General features: G+C 71.3%; 16 protein-coding genes and 1 riboswitch. Of the genes, 5 read left to right on the top strand and 11 right to left on the bottom strand.

Annotation, left to right across the window (positions count from 1 at the left end; genetic code table 11):
- Positions 1-201 precede the first annotated feature (201 nt).
- Genes CLV68_RS19345 through CLV68_RS19360 form a run of 4 tightly spaced genes read left to right on the top strand, consistent with a single transcriptional unit; the run spans position 202 to position 3,829 of the window.
- Positions 202-1,524, top strand: coding sequence for a hemolysin family protein (locus CLV68_RS19345; RefSeq protein ID WP_121392198.1), 1,323 nt, complete (start codon positions 202-204; stop codon positions 1,522-1,524).
- A complete protein-coding gene (locus CLV68_RS19350; protein ID WP_121392199.1) occupies positions 1,521-2,570 on the top strand; it encodes a hemolysin family protein in 1,050 nt (349 codons plus the stop codon). Before CLV68_RS19345 ends, CLV68_RS19350 begins: the two co-directional genes overlap by 4 nt.
- Positions 2,557-3,447, top strand: coding sequence for a 3-methyladenine DNA glycosylase (locus tag CLV68_RS19355; protein WP_246009975.1), 891 nt, complete (start codon positions 2,557-2,559; stop codon positions 3,445-3,447). Before CLV68_RS19350 ends, CLV68_RS19355 begins: the two co-directional genes overlap by 14 nt.
- Entirely contained in the window at positions 3,428-3,829 is a 402-nt protein-coding gene (locus tag CLV68_RS19360; RefSeq protein WP_121392200.1) for a DUF1801 domain-containing protein, read from the top strand. Before CLV68_RS19355 ends, CLV68_RS19360 begins: the two co-directional genes overlap by 20 nt.
- A gap of 652 nt (positions 3,830-4,481) precedes the next feature.
- Here the strand turns inward: CLV68_RS19360 and rnhA are convergent.
- From rnhA to gcvP, 5 genes are all read right to left on the bottom strand, one after another.
- The gene (gene rnhA, locus CLV68_RS19365) at positions 4,482-4,925 is read right to left on the bottom strand and encodes a ribonuclease HI (RefSeq protein WP_121392201.1); all 444 of its coding nucleotides are present in this window, start codon (positions 4,923-4,925) and stop codon (positions 4,482-4,484) included.
- A complete protein-coding gene (locus CLV68_RS19370; protein WP_121392202.1) occupies positions 4,922-5,437 on the bottom strand; it encodes a SecDF P1 head subdomain-containing protein in 516 nt (171 codons plus the stop codon). The genes rnhA and CLV68_RS19370 overlap by 4 nt, the downstream gene beginning before the upstream one ends.
- A 53-nt stretch (positions 5,438-5,490) precedes the next feature.
- Entirely contained in the window at positions 5,491-7,212 is a 1,722-nt protein-coding gene (locus tag CLV68_RS19375; protein ID WP_170224447.1) for a vWA domain-containing protein, read from the bottom strand.
- A 159-nt stretch (positions 7,213-7,371) separates the two neighbouring features.
- Positions 7,372-8,199 carry an aldo/keto reductase gene (locus tag CLV68_RS19380; RefSeq protein ID WP_121392204.1) on the bottom strand — a complete coding sequence of 276 codons (828 nt, stop codon included), beginning with the start codon at positions 8,197-8,199 and terminating at the stop codon, positions 7,372-7,374.
- A 129-nt stretch (positions 8,200-8,328) separates the two neighbouring features.
- Entirely contained in the window at positions 8,329-11,202 is a 2,874-nt protein-coding gene (gcvP, locus tag CLV68_RS19385) for an aminomethyl-transferring glycine dehydrogenase (RefSeq protein ID WP_121392205.1), read from the bottom strand.
- Positions 11,203-11,387: 185 nt separating this feature from the next.
- Positions 11,388-11,490: riboswitch (glycine riboswitch) on the bottom strand.
- A 78-nt stretch (positions 11,491-11,568) separates the two neighbouring features.
- Here gcvP and CLV68_RS19390 point away from each other — a divergent pair.
- Complete coding sequence (locus CLV68_RS19390; protein WP_211346644.1) at positions 11,569-12,348, top strand: GNAT family N-acetyltransferase; 780 nt, start codon at positions 11,569-11,571, stop codon at positions 12,346-12,348.
- A gap of 3 nt (positions 12,349-12,351) precedes the next feature.
- Here the strand turns inward: CLV68_RS19390 and CLV68_RS19395 are convergent, their stop codons facing one another.
- The 6 genes from CLV68_RS19395 to clsA all read right to left on the bottom strand — a co-directional run bounded on the left by CLV68_RS19395 (position 12,352) and on the right by clsA (position 16,300).
- Positions 12,352-12,912 (bottom strand): MerR family transcriptional regulator, encoded by a 561-nt coding sequence (locus CLV68_RS19395; RefSeq protein ID WP_092780686.1) that lies wholly within the window; start codon positions 12,910-12,912, stop codon positions 12,352-12,354.
- Between the two features lie 358 nt (positions 12,913-13,270).
- Positions 13,271-13,744, bottom strand: a complete 474-nt coding sequence (locus CLV68_RS19400) for a bifunctional nuclease family protein (RefSeq protein WP_054046144.1) — start codon at positions 13,742-13,744, stop codon at positions 13,271-13,273.
- 162 nt (positions 13,745-13,906) lie between these two features.
- The gene (gene ftsR / locus CLV68_RS19405; RefSeq protein WP_121392206.1) at positions 13,907-14,614 is read right to left on the bottom strand and encodes a transcriptional regulator FtsR; all 708 of its coding nucleotides are present in this window, start codon (positions 14,612-14,614) and stop codon (positions 13,907-13,909) included.
- Positions 14,615-14,620: 6 nt separating this feature from the next.
- Complete coding sequence (garA, locus tag CLV68_RS19410; RefSeq protein WP_092780691.1) at positions 14,621-15,076, bottom strand: glycogen accumulation regulator GarA; 456 nt, start codon at positions 15,074-15,076, stop codon at positions 14,621-14,623.
- Between the two features lie 144 nt (positions 15,077-15,220).
- Complete coding sequence (gene gcvH / locus CLV68_RS19415; RefSeq protein WP_121392207.1) at positions 15,221-15,601, bottom strand: glycine cleavage system protein GcvH; 381 nt, start codon at positions 15,599-15,601, stop codon at positions 15,221-15,223.
- A gap of 42 nt (positions 15,602-15,643) precedes the next feature.
- Positions 15,644-16,300, bottom strand: a complete 657-nt coding sequence (gene clsA, locus CLV68_RS19420) for a cardiolipin synthase ClsA (RefSeq protein WP_121392208.1) — start codon at positions 16,298-16,300, stop codon at positions 15,644-15,646.
- Positions 16,301-16,311: the final 11 nt, after the last annotated feature.

The raw sequence follows: 16,311 nt of genomic DNA on the forward strand, positions 1-16,311 counted from the left end.
GGGCTGATCGCGGCGTGTCGCACGCGACTCCACCCGCGCGTTCGGGGGTCGGATCGCTCTACACTGGGCCGGTTCGTCAGAACAGACCCGAGGAGTGCGGCTTCCCGTGCGCAAGGCGCAGAAGAAGAGGCCGGGCCGCAGTAGCGGGCCGGGAGAGAGTCCCGGCGGCCATATCGGCCCGGATCCCGAGCGGGGTGCTCGGTGACCGGTTTCCTGCTCAGCGCCCTCGGCCTGCTGGCGGTCTGCGCGCTGACCGCGGGCACGGCGTTGTTCGTCGCGGCCGAGTTCTCCCTGACCACGCTCGAACGCAGCCAGGTCGACCACCACGCCGACCAGGTCGGTGACCGGCGCGCGCTGGCCATCAAGCGCGCGCACCGGTCGCTGTCGTTCCAGCTGTCGGCCGCGCAGCTCGGGATCACCATCACCACCCTGATCACCGGCTACATCGCCGAACCGGCGCTGGCCGCGCTGGTCGAGCCGCTGCTGGCGCTGACCGGGATGGGCGAGACCGCGGTGGACGCCGTCGGGCTGGTCATCGCGCTGCTGGTGGCCACGTCGCTGTCGATGGTGTTCGGCGAGCTGGTGCCCAAGAACCTGGCCATCGCCCGCCCGCTGTCGACCGCGCGGGCCGTCGCGGGCGCCCAGGCGGTGTTCGCCTCGGTGCTGCGCTGGCTGATCAACGCGCTCAACGGGTCGGCCAACTGGATCGTGCGCGGCCTGGGCGTGGAGCCGCAGGAGGAGCTGCGCTCGGCCCGGTCCCCGCAGGAGCTGGGTGGTCTGGTCCGCTCCAGCGCCGCGGCGGGCGCGATCGACACCGGCACCGCGACGCTGCTGAGCCGCTCGCTGCGCTTCGGCGACCGCACCGCCGACGAGCTGATGACGCCGCGGGTGCGGGTGCAGGCCCTGCGCTCCGACGCGACCGTGGTCGACCTGATCGACCTGGCCCGCAGCAGCGGGTTCTCCCGGTTCCCGGTGCACGGCGGCGACCTCGACGACGTGCACGGCGTGGTGCACGTCAAGCAGGTGTTCGGCGTGCCGCGCGAGCAGCGGGCGGGCACCAGGGTCGCCACGCTGGCGCGGCCGGTCCCGACCGTGCCGGAGACCCTCGGCGGCGACGTGCTGCTCGACCGGCTGCGCGGCTCCGGGTTGCAGGTGGCGCTGGTGGTCGACGAGTACGGCGGCACGGCCGGGCTGGTCACCCTGGAGGACCTGATCGAGGAGATCGTCGGCGACGTGCGCGACGAGCACGACCGGGGCGAGGTGAACCCGGTGCGCCCGCTCGGCCGCGACAGCTGGCTGGTGTCCGGGCTGCTGCGCGACGACGAGCTGGCCGAGGCGACCGGGTTCCGGATGCCCACCGGCGAGTACGAGACGGTCGCCGGGCTGGTGCTGACGAACCTGGGCCGCATCCCCGAGGTCAACGACGAGATCCGGGTCGACGGCTGGCGGATCACGGTGCTGCGGATGGACCGGCACCGGGTCGCCGAGCTGCGCGTGGCGCGGCTGCCGGGGGTGAGCACGTGAGCGACGTGCTGGCGCTGGGCGCCACCGTGCTGCTGTTGCTGGGCAACGCGTTCTTCGTCGGCGCGGAGTTCGCGATCATCACCGCGCGCCGCGACCGGCTGGAGGCGCTGGCCAGGGAGGGCGACACCCGGGCGGCGCTGGCGGTCGAGGCGGGCAGGCAGCTGCCGTTGCTGATCGCGGGCGCGCAGCTGGGGGTGACGGTGTGCTCGCTGGGGTTGGGCGCGCTGGCCGAACCCGCCATCGCGCACCTGCTGGAGGGCCCGTTCGGCGCGCTCGGGCTGCCGGAGGCGGTCGTGCACGGCGTGGCGTTCGCGCTGGCGCTGGGCATCGTTGTCACGCTGCACACGGTGCTCGGCGAGATGGTGCCCAAGAACCTGGCCATCGCCGGGCCGGAGCGGGCCGCGACCACGCTGGTGCCGGTGCACCTGGCGTTCTGCAAGCTGGTCCGGCCGCTGCTGGGCATGTTCACCCGGATCTCCACCGCGGTGCTGCGCCGGTTCGGGGTCGAGCCGCGCGAGGAACTGGAGAACTCCTACACCTCCGACGAGCTGGCCACCCTGATCGCCGAGTCCCGCCGCGAGGGCCTGCTCGACGACTCCGAGCACCGGCGGCTGACCAACACGCTGTCCTCGGCCGGGCGCACGGTCGCCGAGGTGCTGGTACCGCTGGAGAAGCTCAAGACGGTGCCGCACCCGCCGACGGTCGGCGCGGTGGCCGACGCGGTCGCCGAGACCGGCTTCTCCCGCTTCCCGGTCCGCATGCCCGACGGCACCCTCAACGGCTACGTCCACGTCAAGGACGTCCTGGACCAGGTCGACTCCGACCCGGCGACCAGGGTGGCCTGGTCCAGGGTGCGCGGCCTGCCGGAACTGCCTGCCGACTCCCGGCTCGACGAGGCGCTCGCCGCGCTGCGGCGCACCCAGAGCCACTTGGCCAAGGCCGTGTCGGCCGACCGCGAGGTGCTGGGCGTGGTGGCGCTGGAGGACCTGGTGGAGGAGTACGTTGGCACGGTGCGCGACGGGACACACATCGGTGACACCACCTGAGAGCCTGCTGCCCGAGCAGACCTGGCACGACCTGCGCGACGCCCACGTGGCCCGAGCCCGCCGCTGGACCGACCCGCACCAGGAACGCAGGCAGCGCAAGGAGAAGCACCCGGTCCTGGACTTCCTGTTCACCTACTACTCGCACCGCCCGGCCCACCTGGAACGCTGGCACCCCGGCCCCGGCGTCGTGCTGGAAGGCCCTTCGGCCGAGGAGTACCTGCGCTGGCCCGCCTATCGCTCAACCCCTGACGGCGTGACCCTCGGCCCCCTCTCCCCCGGCCGCACCGCCACCGCCTCGTTCATCCAGGACCTGCTGTCCGCCACCGCTTCCCGCCCACCACGCCTGGGCTGCTTCGGCCTGCACGAGTGGGCCATGGTGTACCGAACCCCCGACCTCCGCCACGCCGCCTGGCCACTGCGCCTGGGGCCCTCGGGGACGGACGAGGTGGTGGAATCCTCGACCATCAAGTGCAGCCACTTCGACGCCTTCCGCTTCTTCACCCCACCCGCCCGGCCGCTGAACACGCTCGAACCGAGCCGGGAGGGGCAGGTGGCGCTGGAACAGCCGGGGTGCTTGCACGCGAACATGGACCTGTTCAAGTGGGCATACAAGCTGGATCCTTTCGCGCCGTCGTCGCTGGTTGTGGACTGCTTCGAGTTGGCGGTGGACGTGCGGACGTTGGACATGCGGGCCAGTCCGTATGACTTGTCCGACTTGGGGTACGAGCCGGTGCGGATCGAGACGGAGCGGGGGCGGGCGGAGTATGTGCGTGCGCAGTCGGCTTTTGCCGAACGCGCGGCACCGTTGCGGGCTCAACTGATCGGATTGTGTCGGCGGCTGTTGAAAGAGGTCAACGTTGGAACCCACTGCGAGTGACATCCCGGAGTTCTTGGCCGCTGTCCCGGACGCGCGGCGGCGCGCGGATGCCGAGTTGTTGGTGGCGCTCATGTCTGAGGTGACGGGTCAGCCCGCGGTGCTGTGGGGCTCCTCGATCATCGGGTTCGGGTCACGCCATTACCGGTATGACACGGGGCGGGAGGGTGACACTGTTGCTGTGGGGTTCTCTCCGCGCAAGGCTCAGACTGTGTTGTACTTGACTGGGTCGTTGGAGGATTACGCGGATCTGCTTGCTGGGCTTGGCAAGCACACGACGGGGAAGTCTTGCCTGTACTTGAGGCGGGTGGATGAGGTGGACTCGGCGGTACTGCGCGCTGTCGTCACGCGGTCGTATCAGGCCGCGTTGGAGATGGGCGGCTGATGGCGGGGCGGGTGGCTGGGGCGGTTTGATCTTGTGGATGGGGGTTGTCCACAGGGGGCTGGCTCGGTCGGGGCGTTCTGTCGGTGGTGCTCGGTAAGCTGTATATCGGGGGGTGCTTCGGCGGGTTTGATCTTGGGCTGAGAGGGATCCGGCTCTCGTGCTCGCCTGCGGCGTCGACGATGAACGCCTCGCCTGCGGCATTGGCCTAGACGCGAGTTACGAGCTTTGCTCGATGCGGCGAACTTGTTTTGCGCGGGGCCCCTACAACAACCGTGGCAGAACCACAAAGCAGGGGCCCAAAAGCAGGCCCTGCCGCGTGAACGACGCTACGGCTGCTGTCCCCCCACACAAAACAAGTCCACCCCATCGAGCCGGCCTGGCACCAGCGACTCCGAGGAGCGCGGTTCGGCCAACGCCTGGGAGGGGCATGTTGGAGCAAACGCCTGAGAGGGGCGCGTGGGGGCCAACGTCGCACAGTCTCGACCAGTTGGGACCGGTGACTCCGAGGAGCGCGTGGTCGGCCAACGTTGTTGGGGGCAGGTTGGGGCCAACGTGGCGCAGTCTCTACCAGTTGGCGCCGGCAGGGGTTGCGGTGTTCCACCAGGGCAGGCCGTCGAGGTGCCACTCGTTGGGGAGCGTGTGGGTGCGGTGGTCATCCACTGGTCAGTACCGCGCGCATGCCCGCTACCGCCAACTGGTCGGCGCGTTCGTTCTCGGGGTGGCCGTTGTGGCCCTTGACCCAGTGCCATTCGACGTCGTGTTGGGCTACGGCTTCTTCCAGGCGTTGCCAGAGGTCGACGTTCTTGACTGGTTGGCGGGCGGCGGTTTTCCAGCCGTTGGCGCGCCATTGGGTGACCCACTTGGTGATGCCGTTGCGGACGTAGGTGCTGTCGGTGTAGAGCTTCACCGTGGAGCGGCGGGTGAGGGCCTCCAGGGCGGCGATGGGGGCCATCAGCTCCATGCGGTTGTTGGTGGTCTCCTCGGCCGTGCCGCCGGAGAGTTCGCGTTCGTGGGTGCCGTAGCGCAGCAGGGCGCCCCAGCCGCCGGGGCCGGGGTTGGGTGAGCAGGCGCCGTCGGTGTAGATCTCGACGATCACGGGGTCTCGCCGGTGATGTCGGTGACCAGCTGCTTGGCCGATGCCTCGGTGAAGTTGCCGGAGATCTGCAGCGCGCCGCCGGTGATCGGGGAGGCGATCTTGGGGGCGGAGACCAGCTTGCCGTCGACCATGACCGCCAGCTGCTCGTCGACGTGCTCGGTGGTCCACTTCGCGAACACCGCCGAGGTGGCCGACGGCAGGTCGATGGTGATCACCCACCCGTAGTCGGTCTTCTCCGGGCGGACGTCCTTGAACTCGGTGAACTCGCCGATCGACGGGCCCAGCGTGTAGACCGACTCGTCCGGCCCGATCACCTCGTCCGGCCCGGACACCTCCAGCCCCGGCTTGACCGAGGTCACCGGCCGCAGCTCCACCGGCACCCGCGCCGCGAGCAGCCCACCACCGGCAGCGGAAGCAGCCGTGGACGGCGGGGCGGCCGGGGTCGCGTCGGAGCCGCACGCCGCCAGCGGGAGCACGGCGGCGAGGAGCAGGGCGAGGATCGGTTTCCGCATGGACAGGATCCTAGGGCCAGGTCCCGATCCGGTGCCGCCACTTGTCCACAGGCTCAATCCCGGACGGTGACGGCCTGCCCGAGGGCGCCCACGACACCGCGGGCGTCCGGCAGCACGGTCAACGTCCCGCCGGTGGACGTGGCGAGGTCGCGCAACGCCGCACGGTCCGGATCGCGACCGATGGCGATGACGTCGATCGGCACCGGCTTGCCCTTCTCCGACACGCGCCGGAGAGCGGCTTTGGCCTGGGACAACGACATCGCACCGTCAGCGCCACCGTCGGTGATTACCACCAACTGGTTTCGGCGCCCGGGAACGTAACCCTGAACAGCAGAGCGGTATCCAGCCACAACGGACTCATAGAAGTCCGTGGCCCCGTTAGGCGTAAGACCGTCGATGGCGACATGTAGCGATGCCCGCCGGTTGGTGACAGGCCCTGTCGGTACGGCTACCGCGTAAGGCTTCCCCTTCTCCAGGGAGCGCGAAAACGGCCACAGGCCAAGGGAACCCGAGACGGTGTAGTCCGTGTACCCCTTCAACGCGTCCTTGACCCAGTCGAGCCTGCTGCGCCCGTCACCGCCGTCGCCGCCCATGGTGCGCGAGACGTCCACCATGATCGTCACGATGCCGCCGCCCTCCACCGCGTTGGCCCAGGTGGTGGCGATCCGCTGCGTGGTGTTGGGGTCCGACCTGGCGAACCCGGGCCCGACCTCGGCCCAGGACATGCCCATCGCCGCGGTCGGCCGGTCCGGGGCGTCCTTGCCGCGCAGGCCCGCTCGGGAGAACTCGCGCTGCTGCGCGGGTTCTTGCAGGAACGCGCGGAACCGGTCGGCTGCCTCGGTGCGCACCGGACCCACGTCGGGACCGGTCAGCGCCACGAACGGGAAGTCGGCCACCGGCGTCGGACCGTCGGCGACGACCTCCCACAGCGGGCGCTTGGCCGCGGGCCTGCCGTCGTCACCCAGGTTGCGGCGGTACAGGTCCACCTCGAGCGTCGCCACCGCGCCGTACGGGGCGTCGGCCATGTCCGGGCTCTCGCCCAACGCGGCCAACGCGGCACGTGTCGTGTCCGGCACCTCAGAAGGTTGCGCACGCGCCAGGGCGGATAGCGCTGACGAGACCGGTTGTCGCGCCAGCGCGTTCTGAGTCACCGGGCTCTCTTGCGCTACCCCCACCAGTGCGCTCTGCACGGCAAGTGCACTCGCCGGGTTGGTCAGCGGCGCGGGCAGCGCGACCGTCAGCCGTCCCCAGTCCGCGTGCCCGAACCTGGTCCAGCCGTTGGTGTCCGAGGTCAACGCGGCCAGATCGGCCCAGCGGAACCGGGCCGCCCTGGTCAGCACCTCGGCCGCCGGTTCCGGGGTGGCCAGCACGACCGGGCTGCTGGCCACCGGTTCCGGCGCGGCGGCCAGCAGCGCGTCGTCGGTCGCGGCCAACCGGTCGGTCCACAGCGACGACTCCGGCAGCCACGCGTCCGGGCGGTCGCCCAGTTCCCGGGTGTTCCACTCGCCGGTCAGCCCGGCGTAGGCCGCGGCCGACTCGGCGGAGCCGATGTTGACCCGCACGCAGTGCTCGTCGACCACGGTGGGACCGGAGTTCCACCGGTTGGCGGCCTCCCGCACCGGCCGCTCGGCCGACGGGGAGACCGCCACCCGGAGCACCTCGGCGCCCGCCGGGCAGCCCTGCTCGGTGGCGGCCGCCCGGTCCAGGCGAGCGCTGAGCCACCCCCAGCCCGCCCAGCCCAATACCAGCAGGGAGACCAGACCGAAGGCGATCACCCCCACGCTCACTCTTCTGCCGCTCACTTGCCCCCGATGCCGTGACATTGCGTCCTTTCCGCGCGACGGATATGCCGGTCCGTGTCCGCGCCAGGCGCCATGCACTCTATTAGGGGTTCGATATGCGTCAACCCAGGTGAAGCGGGAGGAAATTCACCGTTACCCGTTGAACTGCTCGGGGTTCGGGCCGACCCGCTGCCCGGTGTCGAGCCCGGCGAGCACCGCGAGGTCGTCGGCGTCGAGCTCGAAGTCGAAGACCTCGATGTTCGCCCTGATCCGCTCGGGGGTGACCGACTTGGGGATCACCACGTTGCCCAGCTGGACGTGCCACCGCAGCAGCACCTGCGCGGCGCTCTTGCCGTGCTTGTCGGCCAGCCCGGCGACCGCGGCGTCGGACAGCAACGCGCCGGAGGCGAGCGGGCTCCACGCCTCGGTCGCGATGCGGTGCTCGGCGTGGAAGGCGCGCAGCTCGGCCTGCGGCAGGTTCGGGTGCAGCTCGACCTGGTTGAGCACCGGCACCACGTCGGTCTCCTGGAAGAGCCTGCGCAGGTGCGGGACGTGGAAGTTGGACACGCCGATGGAGCGGGCGCGGCCGTCGGCGCGGATCTTCTCGAAGGCCCGCCAGGTGTCGACGTAGGCGTCGCGCGAGGGCGTCGGCCAGTGGATCAGGTACAGGTCGACCTGGTCGAGGCCGAGGCGCTCCAGGCTGGCGTCGAAGGCGCGCAACGTCGAGTCGTAGCCCTGGTCGGTGTTCCACAGCTTCGTGGTCACGTAGATCTCGTCGCGCGCCAGGCCGGACTCGGCGATGGCCTTACCGGTACCGGTCTCGTTGCGGTACGCGGCCGCGGTGTCGATGCTGCGGTACCCGGCCTCTAGCGCTGTGCTGATCGCGGCACCGACGACGTCGTCGGGCACCTGCCACACCCCGAAACCGAGCTGCGGGATGGTGGTGCCGTCGTTGAGCGTGACGCCAGGGACGTTCGGCATGGGGTTCCTCACCGTTCTCGGGGACAGTCCTCAGTGGCACCCAACACCGTGGGGCAGCGCTATCTTCCCCCGGTGAAACGGGCGTGGCCCGCCGACAACCACTCGGCGGGCCACTCTCGACAAAGCCTGTCAGCTGCTGTAGGCGTCCAGCGGCGGGCAGGAGCAGACCAGGTTCCGGTCGCCCTTGGCGCCATCGATGCGGCGCACCGGCGGCCAGATCTTGGGCGCGCCGAGCCCGGCGGGGAACACGGCCTCTTCGCGCGTGTACGGGTGGTCCCACTCGCCGGTGATCGACGCCGCGGTGTGCGGGGCGTTGGCGAGCGGGTTGTCCGCCAGCGGCCACTCACCGGCGGCGACCCGGTCGACCTCGCGCTTGATGGCGATCATCGCGGCGCAGAACCGGTCGATCTCGGCGAGGTCCTCGCTCTCGGTCGGCTCGACCATGAGGGTGCCCGCGACCGGGAAGGACATGGTCGGGGCGTGCAGGCCGTAGTCGGCGAGCCGCTTGGCGACGTCGTCGACGGTGATGCCGGTGGCCTTGGTCATCGGCCGCAGGTCGAGGATGCACTCGTGGGCGACGAAACCGCCCGCGCCGGTGTAGAGGACCGGGAAGTGCTCGTCGAGGCGGCGGGCGATGTAGTTGGCCGAGGCCACCGCGGTCAGCGTCGCGCGGCGCAGGCCGTCGGCGCCCATCATCCGCACGTACGCCCACGAGATCGGCAGGATCGACGCGCTGCCCCACGGGGCGGCGCTGATCGGGCCGACACCGGTCGCGGGACCGGCGGTGGGCTGCAGCGGGTGGTTGGGCAGGAACGGCGCCAGGTGCGCGCGCACGCCGATCGGGCCGACGCCGGGGCCGCCGCCGCCGTGCGGGATGCAGAACGTCTTGTGCAGGTTGAGGTGCGAGACGTCCGAGCCGAACTTGCCGTAGCGGGCGAGGCCGATGAGCGCGTTGAGGTTCGCGCCGTCGACGTAGACCTGGCCGCCCGCCTCGTGCACCAGGCCGCAGACCTCGCGCACGGTGTCCTCGTACACGCCGTGCGTGGACGGGTAGGTGATCATGATGGCGGCGAGGTCGGCGCTGTGCTCGGCGACCTTCTTGCGCAGGTCGTCCAGGTCGATGTTGCCCGAGTCGTCGCAGGCAACGACAACGACGCGCATGCCCGCCATGACCGCACTCGCGGCGTTGGTGCCATGTGCGCTGGACGGGATAAGACAGACGTCGCGCTCACCGTGGCCCTGGGACCGGTGGTAGGCGCGGATCGCCAGCAGACCCGCGAACTCGCCCTGGCTGCCCGCGTTCGGCTGGAGGCTGACCGCGTCGTAACCGGTCAGCTTCGCCAGCCAGTCCTCCAGGTCGGCGATGATCTTCAGGATGCCCCTGGCGTCCTCGACCGGCGCGAACGGGTGCAGGTCGGCGAAGGCGGGCCAGGTGATCGGCTCCATCTCCGCGGTCGCGTTGAGCTTCATCGTGCACGAGCCGAGCGGGATCATGCTGCGGTCGAGCGCTACGTCCTTGTCCGACAGCGCGCGCAGGTAGCGCAGCAGCGCGGTCTCGGAGCGGTGCGTCGAGAACACCGGGTGCGTCATGAACTCGCTGGTGCGCACCAGGTCGGCGGGCAGCGCGTCGCCGGTCTCGGCGTCGAGGGCGTCGATGTCGGCGCTGACCCCGAACGCCTTCCACACCAGGTCGACGTGCGCGCGGGTGGTGGTCTCGTCGGTCGCGATCCCGACGGTGTCAGCGTCGGCCAGGCGCAGGTTGACCCCTAGCCCGCGGGCAGCGGAAACGACCTCGGCGGCGCGACCGGGCACCTTGGCGGTGACGGTGTCGAAGAACGCGGCCCCGGCCACCTCGACCCCGCCGCGGCGCAGGCCCTCGGCGAGGACGGCGGCCATGCGGTGGGTGCGGGTCGCGATGGCGCGCAGGCCCTCGGGGCCGTGGTAGACCCCGTACATCGAGGCGACCACGGCGAGCAGCACCTGGGCGGTGCAGATGTTGGAGGTCGCCTTCTCGCGGCGGATGTGCTGCTCGCGGGTCTGCAGCGCCAGCCGGTAGGCGGGCTTGCCGTCGGCGTCGGTGCTGACGCCGACCAGGCGGCCGGGCAACTGCCGCTCCAGGCCCTTGCCGACGGCCATGTAGCCCGCGTGCGGACCACCGAAGCCCATCGGGACGCCGAAGCGCTGGGTGGTGCCCACGACCACGTCGGCGCCGATCTCGCCGGGTGCCTGCAGCAGGGTCAGCCCGAGCAGGTCGGCGGTGAAGGCGACCTTGGCGTCGCGGCCGTGCGCCTCGCGGGTCAGCTCGGCGAAGTCGCGGACCGCGCCGGAGGCACCGGGGTAGGAGAACAGCACGCCGAAGAAGTCCTCGACCGGCAGGCCCTCGGCCAGGTCGTGCACGACGACCTCGATGCCAAGCGGCTCGGCGCGGGTCTCGATGACCGCGATGGTCTGCGGGAAGGTGTCGGCGTCGACGACGAACCGGTTGGACTTGGAGCGGCCCGCGCGGCGCAGCAGCGTCATCGCCTCGGCCGCGGCGGTCGACTCGTCGAGCATGGACGCGTTGGCGGTGGGCAGCCCGGCCAGGTCGGCGACCATGGTCTGGAAGTTGAGCAGCGCCTCCAGGCGGCCCTGGCTGATCTCCGGCTGGTACGGGGTGTAGGCGGTGTACCAGGCGGGGCTCTCCAGCACGTTGCGCCGGATGACCGGCGGGGTGTGCGTGCCGTAGTAGCCCAGGCCGATCATCTGGGTGAGCGTGGCGTTCTGGGCGGCCAGGTCGCGCAGCTCGGCCAGCGCCTCGACCTCGGTGGCCGGGGCGGGCAGGTCGATGGCCAGGTCGCCCTCGCGGATGGACTCCGGCACCGCGTGCTGGGCCAGTTCCTCCAGCGACCCGACACCGACGACGTCGAGGATCCTGGCCAGCTCGGCGGGCCGGGGACCGACGTGGCGGTCGGCGAACGGGGTGCCGTGCTCGAGCGCGGCGAGCGGGATCCGGCCGGTCGTCATGGGTCTCCTCGGGGCGGTGCAGCAGGGGTCGGGCCTGGCACGGGCGGTCCGCCCGTGTGGCCCTCCCCCTCTGTCCGTGCCCGAAGGCGCCTGAGAGCTTCACCGCGGACCCGGGAGCGGGCGCGCGACTTGCACCTTCGGCGGGGCTCCCCGGTCGTGCCGGGTCGCCCGCTTTCCAGAGGCGTCTCACCCGCACGGTCCGTTTGCCTGAGAGGTTCCGGGGAGGAGTTGCTCCTTCGGCGCCGGTTCCGGTCTGGTGGACCGGCCGGACTCTCCCGCACGGGTTCAGCGACGCTCCCCGAGTCTAACCCGTCCGGGGTGCAATTCGATTGCGGCCGGGGTGCGGTTCGCGGTCGACTGCCGCACATGGGCTCCGACCTGGACATCGCGGCCGTGCGGGCCGTCCTCGACCGGCAACTGCGGCGCGACCTGGCACCCTCGGGTGTCCGGGCGAGTGCCGAGCGCGACGACCGGCTGAGCAGGCACGTCGGCGTCGGCCGGGACAGCTGGTCCGGGGTGGTGTGGTCGTCACTCGACCGGGCGTCCGCCGATCAGACCATCGCGGCCGCTGTGGCGTGGCTGCGGACGGTCGAGGGTCACGGCGAGTGGAAGCTCTACCACCACGACTCCCCCGCCGACCTGGGCGAGCGGCTGACCCGCGCCGGGCTGGTGGCGGGCTCGGTGGAGGCGGTGATGGTCGCCGAGACCGCGAGCGTGCCGGACTTCGCGCCGCCCGCGGGCGTGGAGCTGCTGGACGTGACCTCGGACGAGGACATCGATCGCGTGGTCCGGGTGCACGACGAGGCGTTCGGCGACGACCACAGCAGGCTCAGGGCGGAGATGCAGGCCGGGGTGGCGGAGGGCTCGATGGACGTGGTGCTGGCGGTGGCGGGCGACGAGGCGGTCAGCGCGGCGCGGACGAGCTATCACCCGGGCACCGACTTCGCGGGCCTCTGGGGCGGCGGCACGCTAGAACCATGGCGGGGACGTGGGATCTACCGGGCGCTGGTCAGTCACCGCGCCCGTAGGGCTCAACAGCGCGGGGTGCGCTACCTGCAGGTGGACGCGCTACCGACCAGCAGGCCCATCCTGGAACGGGTCGGCTTCACCTGCGTCGCGCTGACCACCCCGTACACGCTGCCCTGATGCCTAACCGGCGTTGCGGGCCTTGCGGCGCTGGGTGAGCTCGTCGTCGGCCGGGATCTCGACGCCGTCGGCGCGCTCGGCGGGGAACTCGTGGATGGTGCCGCTGATCTCGCGGATGGCGCCGCTGACCGCGATGCCGAACACGCCCTGGCCGCCCTGGAGCAGGTCGACGACCTCCTCGGGGGAGGTGCACTCGTAGACGGTGGTGCCGTCGCTGAACAGGGTGATCCTGGCCAGGTCGCGCACCCCGCGCCTGCGCAGGTGGTCGACCGCGACCCGGATGTTCTGCAGCGAGACCCCGGTGTCGAGCAGCCGCTTGACCACCTTCAGGACGAGCACGTCCTTGAACGAGTAGAGCCGCTGCGAGCCGGAGCCGTGCGCGCTGCGCACGGTGGGCACGACCAGTCCGGTGCGCGCCCAGTAGTCGAGCTGCCGGTAGGTGATCCCCGCGATCTGGCACGCGGCCGGACCCCGGTAGCCGACGAGCTCGTCGGGCAGCGAGGCGTCCGGGAACAGTTCGCCCTGCTCACCGGAGTCAGCCCCGGCGGGACCTTCCTCGAACACGCCTGCCTCCCCTCGTCCGGCCACCGATGGCCGGCGAACGAGACCGCCCGTTCCGCTCTGGGGAACCGTCGGCCGAGCGGCACACACGTGGGGTCGCGCGGTGGGTGGTAGCGGTACCGGCTGGCGGTACCCCTGCCTGCGACCTCAGCGTGTTTCGCTCGTCTGTGACGGTAAAACGGGCGCGCGAGGAGGTCAACGCGACGCGCGGGTCCATCGCGGTACTCGCTTGTTGGAGCACTGTCACACGGTCCCCCGAGTGCTCCCACCCGTCAAACCGGAGACCGGACGAGTGACCGCGACCTGCCAAGTCGGGGACGGTGCCGGGCGGGGATGAGGGGGTGGGTGGCGGGAGAGGGTGTTACGTATCGGCGCCGCGGAAGTCTTCGGGGGAGACGGAGTCGAGGAACTCGCGGAACTTCTCGACCTCGTCCTCCTGCTCGTCCGGGATGATCAGCCCGGCCTCCTGCAGCACCGAGTCCTCGGCGTGGATCGGCACGCCGACCCGCAGGGCGAGGGCGACCGAGTCGCTCGGGCGGGCGGAGACGCGGACGTCACCGTCGAAGACCAGTTCGGCGAAGAAGGTGCCCTCGCGCAGGTCGGTGATCCGCACCTGCTCCAGTTCGCGGCCGAGCGCGCCGATCACGTCCTTGAGCAGGTCGTGGGTCAGCGGCCGGGCGGGCCGCACCCCCTGCTGCTCCAGCGCGATCGCGGTGGCCTCCACCGATCCGATCCAGATCGGCAGGTACCGCTCTCCCTCGGTCTCACGCAGCAACAAGATCGGCTGGTTGGCGGGCAACTCCACCCGCACCCCCACGACGCGCATCTCGCTCATCGGGCTCGCCTCCCTCCGCTCGCTGGGGCATCGGCGTCCCAATCCTTCGAGGATCGCTCATCGCCTACTTCGACGCTACCCGCCATCTGGTCCCCACGCCCGCCTATCTCACGTCTATTCCAGGATGATCGGTTCACCACCGGCGGCCTCGGCCGCCGCGCGCTACTTCTGGGTCACTCTGCGCAGACCGGTCCTCACCAGCAGCGAGTGCAGGGTGATCGCCAACGCCACCAGGTCGTCGGCGGACTCGTCCGCGCGCGCCCGCGCCGCGGGGTCGCGTTGCCGGAACACGGGTGCGAGCACTTGCTCCAACAGCGACACCTCGCGGTCGGCCGCGGCGCGGAAGGCGCGCAGGTGCCGGGGTTCGATGCCGTAGTCGGCCAACGCGGACGCGGTGACCGCCACGGCGTGCGCGTCGGCGTCGAACGAGCCGTCGGCCGCCGCGGCGAGCAGGCCGAACTGCTCCAGCTCCGCCAGCGTGCGCTCGGGGATCCCGACGCGGTCGAGCAACTCGGCCCGGGTCAACGGGACCGCGGGCGCGGGGGGCTCGGGCAGTTCGGGGAGGGAGACGAGACCGCGCACCGGGCGGGCCACCTGCTCCGGTGGCCCGCCCGGGCGGTCGAGCTGCTCCTTGATGACCTTCAGCGGGAGGTAGTGGTCGCGCTGGGCGGCGAGCACGAAGCGCAGCCGCGCCACGTCGGCCGCGGTGAACCGCCGGTAGCCCGACGGCGTGCGCTCCGGGCTGACCAGCCCCTCCGCCTCGAGGAAGCGGATCTTGGAGATGGTGACGTCCGGGAACTCGGGCCGAAGCTGCGCGAGCACGGCGCCGATGCTCGACCCGGCCCGCGCCTGCCGACCGGCGGCCGTCACGCGCCCCTAGGCCCCCGCGCCGGGGCCGGTGAGGAACACCAGGCGGAACTTGCCGATCTGCACCTCGTCACCGCCCGCGAGGACGGCCTGGTCGACCGGCTCGCGGTTGACGTAGGTGCCGTTGAGGCTGCCGACGTCGATCACCACGAACTCGCCGCCCTCGCGGCGGAACTCCGCGTGCCGCCGCGAGACGGTGACGTCGTCGAGGAAGATGTCGCTGTCGGGGTGCCGTCCCGCGCTGGTGGTGTCGCGGTCGAGCAGGAATCGCGACCCCGCGTTCGGGCCGCGCTTGACCACCAGGAGCGCGGAGCCCGCCGGCAGCGCGTCGACACCCGCGACCGCGGGTTCTGGCGCCGGGGCGGCCTGCTGGGCCTCGGGGTCGGTGAGGAAGTCGGCCCGGAAGACCGAAGTCCGTTCCGGAGACTGCTCCGGCGGGACGCCGGGCCCGTCGTTGGTGCTCACCTGAGCTCCTCCTGCTGGTCAGTTCCGCTGAACAGTTCCCAACGTACCGTGCGCGATCAGGCGCCGGACCGGTGGTACCCCCTGGGGGGTTCCCGCGGGCCGAGCACGGCCGGACGAGCGCCCCAAGATCGTCCCACGGCGGGGTCAGCCCTGGGTGATGGCCTGGTAGGCGTCGGCGTCGAGCAGGGCGTCGAGCGCGTCGGGGTCGTCGACCCTGATCTCGAAGAGCCAGCCCTCGCCGTACGGGTCGTCGTTGAGCAGGTCGGGCTGCTCGACGGCGGCGTCGTTGACCGCGACGACCTCGCCGGTGAGCGGGGCGTAGAGGTCGGAGACGCTCTTGGTCGACTCGACCTCGCCGATCGAGGCGCCTGCCTCGACCCGGTCGCCGAGCTCGGGCAGCTGGACGAACACGACGTCGCCGAGCTGCTGCTGGGCGTACTCGGTGATGCCGACCCGGACGAGGTCGTCGGCCTTGGTCGCCACCCACTCGTGCTCGTCGGTGTAGCGGAGTTCTTCGGGGATCACGCGCCGCCCTCTTTCGGACCGGGATGTGGTGTGGCGCAGAGCTTAAACGGCGGCTGTGGGCGCCAACCGCAGCGCTGCCCGTGTCTGCACCAGGTACAGCAAGCCGGACCAGATGAACAAGACCCCGCCCCAGATGATGAAGGCGTAGGCGACCGGGCGGACCACCGAGGCGAAGGTGGACCCACCTTGCGCGAGCAGCAGCAGCGGGAAGGCGTACATGAGGTTGAACGTGGCCGCCTTGCCCACGTAGGTGACCTCTGGGGGGCCGAATCCGGCGCGGCGCAGCACGAGGATGCACCCGGCGACCAGGACGTCCCTGGCGAGCAGCAGGGCGGCGACCCACCACGGCACGATGTCGCGCACTACGAAGGCGACGATGGTGGCGATCGTGTAGAGCCGGTCGGCCGCGGGGTCGAGCAGGGCGCCGAGCTTGCTGGTCTGGTCGAGCCAGCGGGCGATCTTGCCGTCGAGCCAGTCGCTGAGGCCGCTGAACAGCAGGACGGCCAGCGCCCACCCATCGGCCTGCGGCACCAGCAGCAGGTACAGGAACAGCGGCACCCCGGTGAGCCGGAGCATGCTCAGGATGTTCGGGATCGTCCAGACCCGGTCCGAGATCACCGGCTCATCGGGGCCGGTCACGTGGCCTGGATCGCCCGAGCCGTCTACCGGACCCGCCCCCTCTTCCCGCACGTCAGCCATGCGGGAAGAGT

It is taken from the genome of Actinokineospora cianjurensis (assembly GCF_003663795.1).
GTDB lineage: Bacteria > Actinomycetota > Actinomycetes > Mycobacteriales > Pseudonocardiaceae > Actinokineospora > Actinokineospora terrae.

Coding starts and splice junctions, on each gene's coding strand:
- CLV68_RS19370 (WP_121392202.1), bottom strand. CDS start 5,437: ATGCGGAAACCGATCCTCGCCCTGCTCCTCGCCGCCGTGCTCCCGCTG.
- CLV68_RS19380 (WP_121392204.1), bottom strand. CDS start 8,199: ATGCCGAACGTCCCTGGCGTCACGCTCAACGACGGCACCACCATCCCG.
- gcvP (WP_121392205.1), bottom strand. CDS start 11,202: ATGACGACCGGCCGGATCCCGCTCGCCGCGCTCGAGCACGGCACCCCG.
- CLV68_RS19390 (WP_211346644.1), top strand. CDS start 11,569: ATGGGCTCCGACCTGGACATCGCGGCCGTGCGGGCCGTCCTCGACCGG.
- CLV68_RS19400 (WP_054046144.1), bottom strand. CDS start 13,744: ATGAGCGAGATGCGCGTCGTGGGGGTGCGGGTGGAGTTGCCCGCCAAC.
- clsA (WP_121392208.1), bottom strand. CDS start 16,300: ATGGCTGACGTGCGGGAAGAGGGGGCGGGTCCGGTAGACGGCTCGGGC.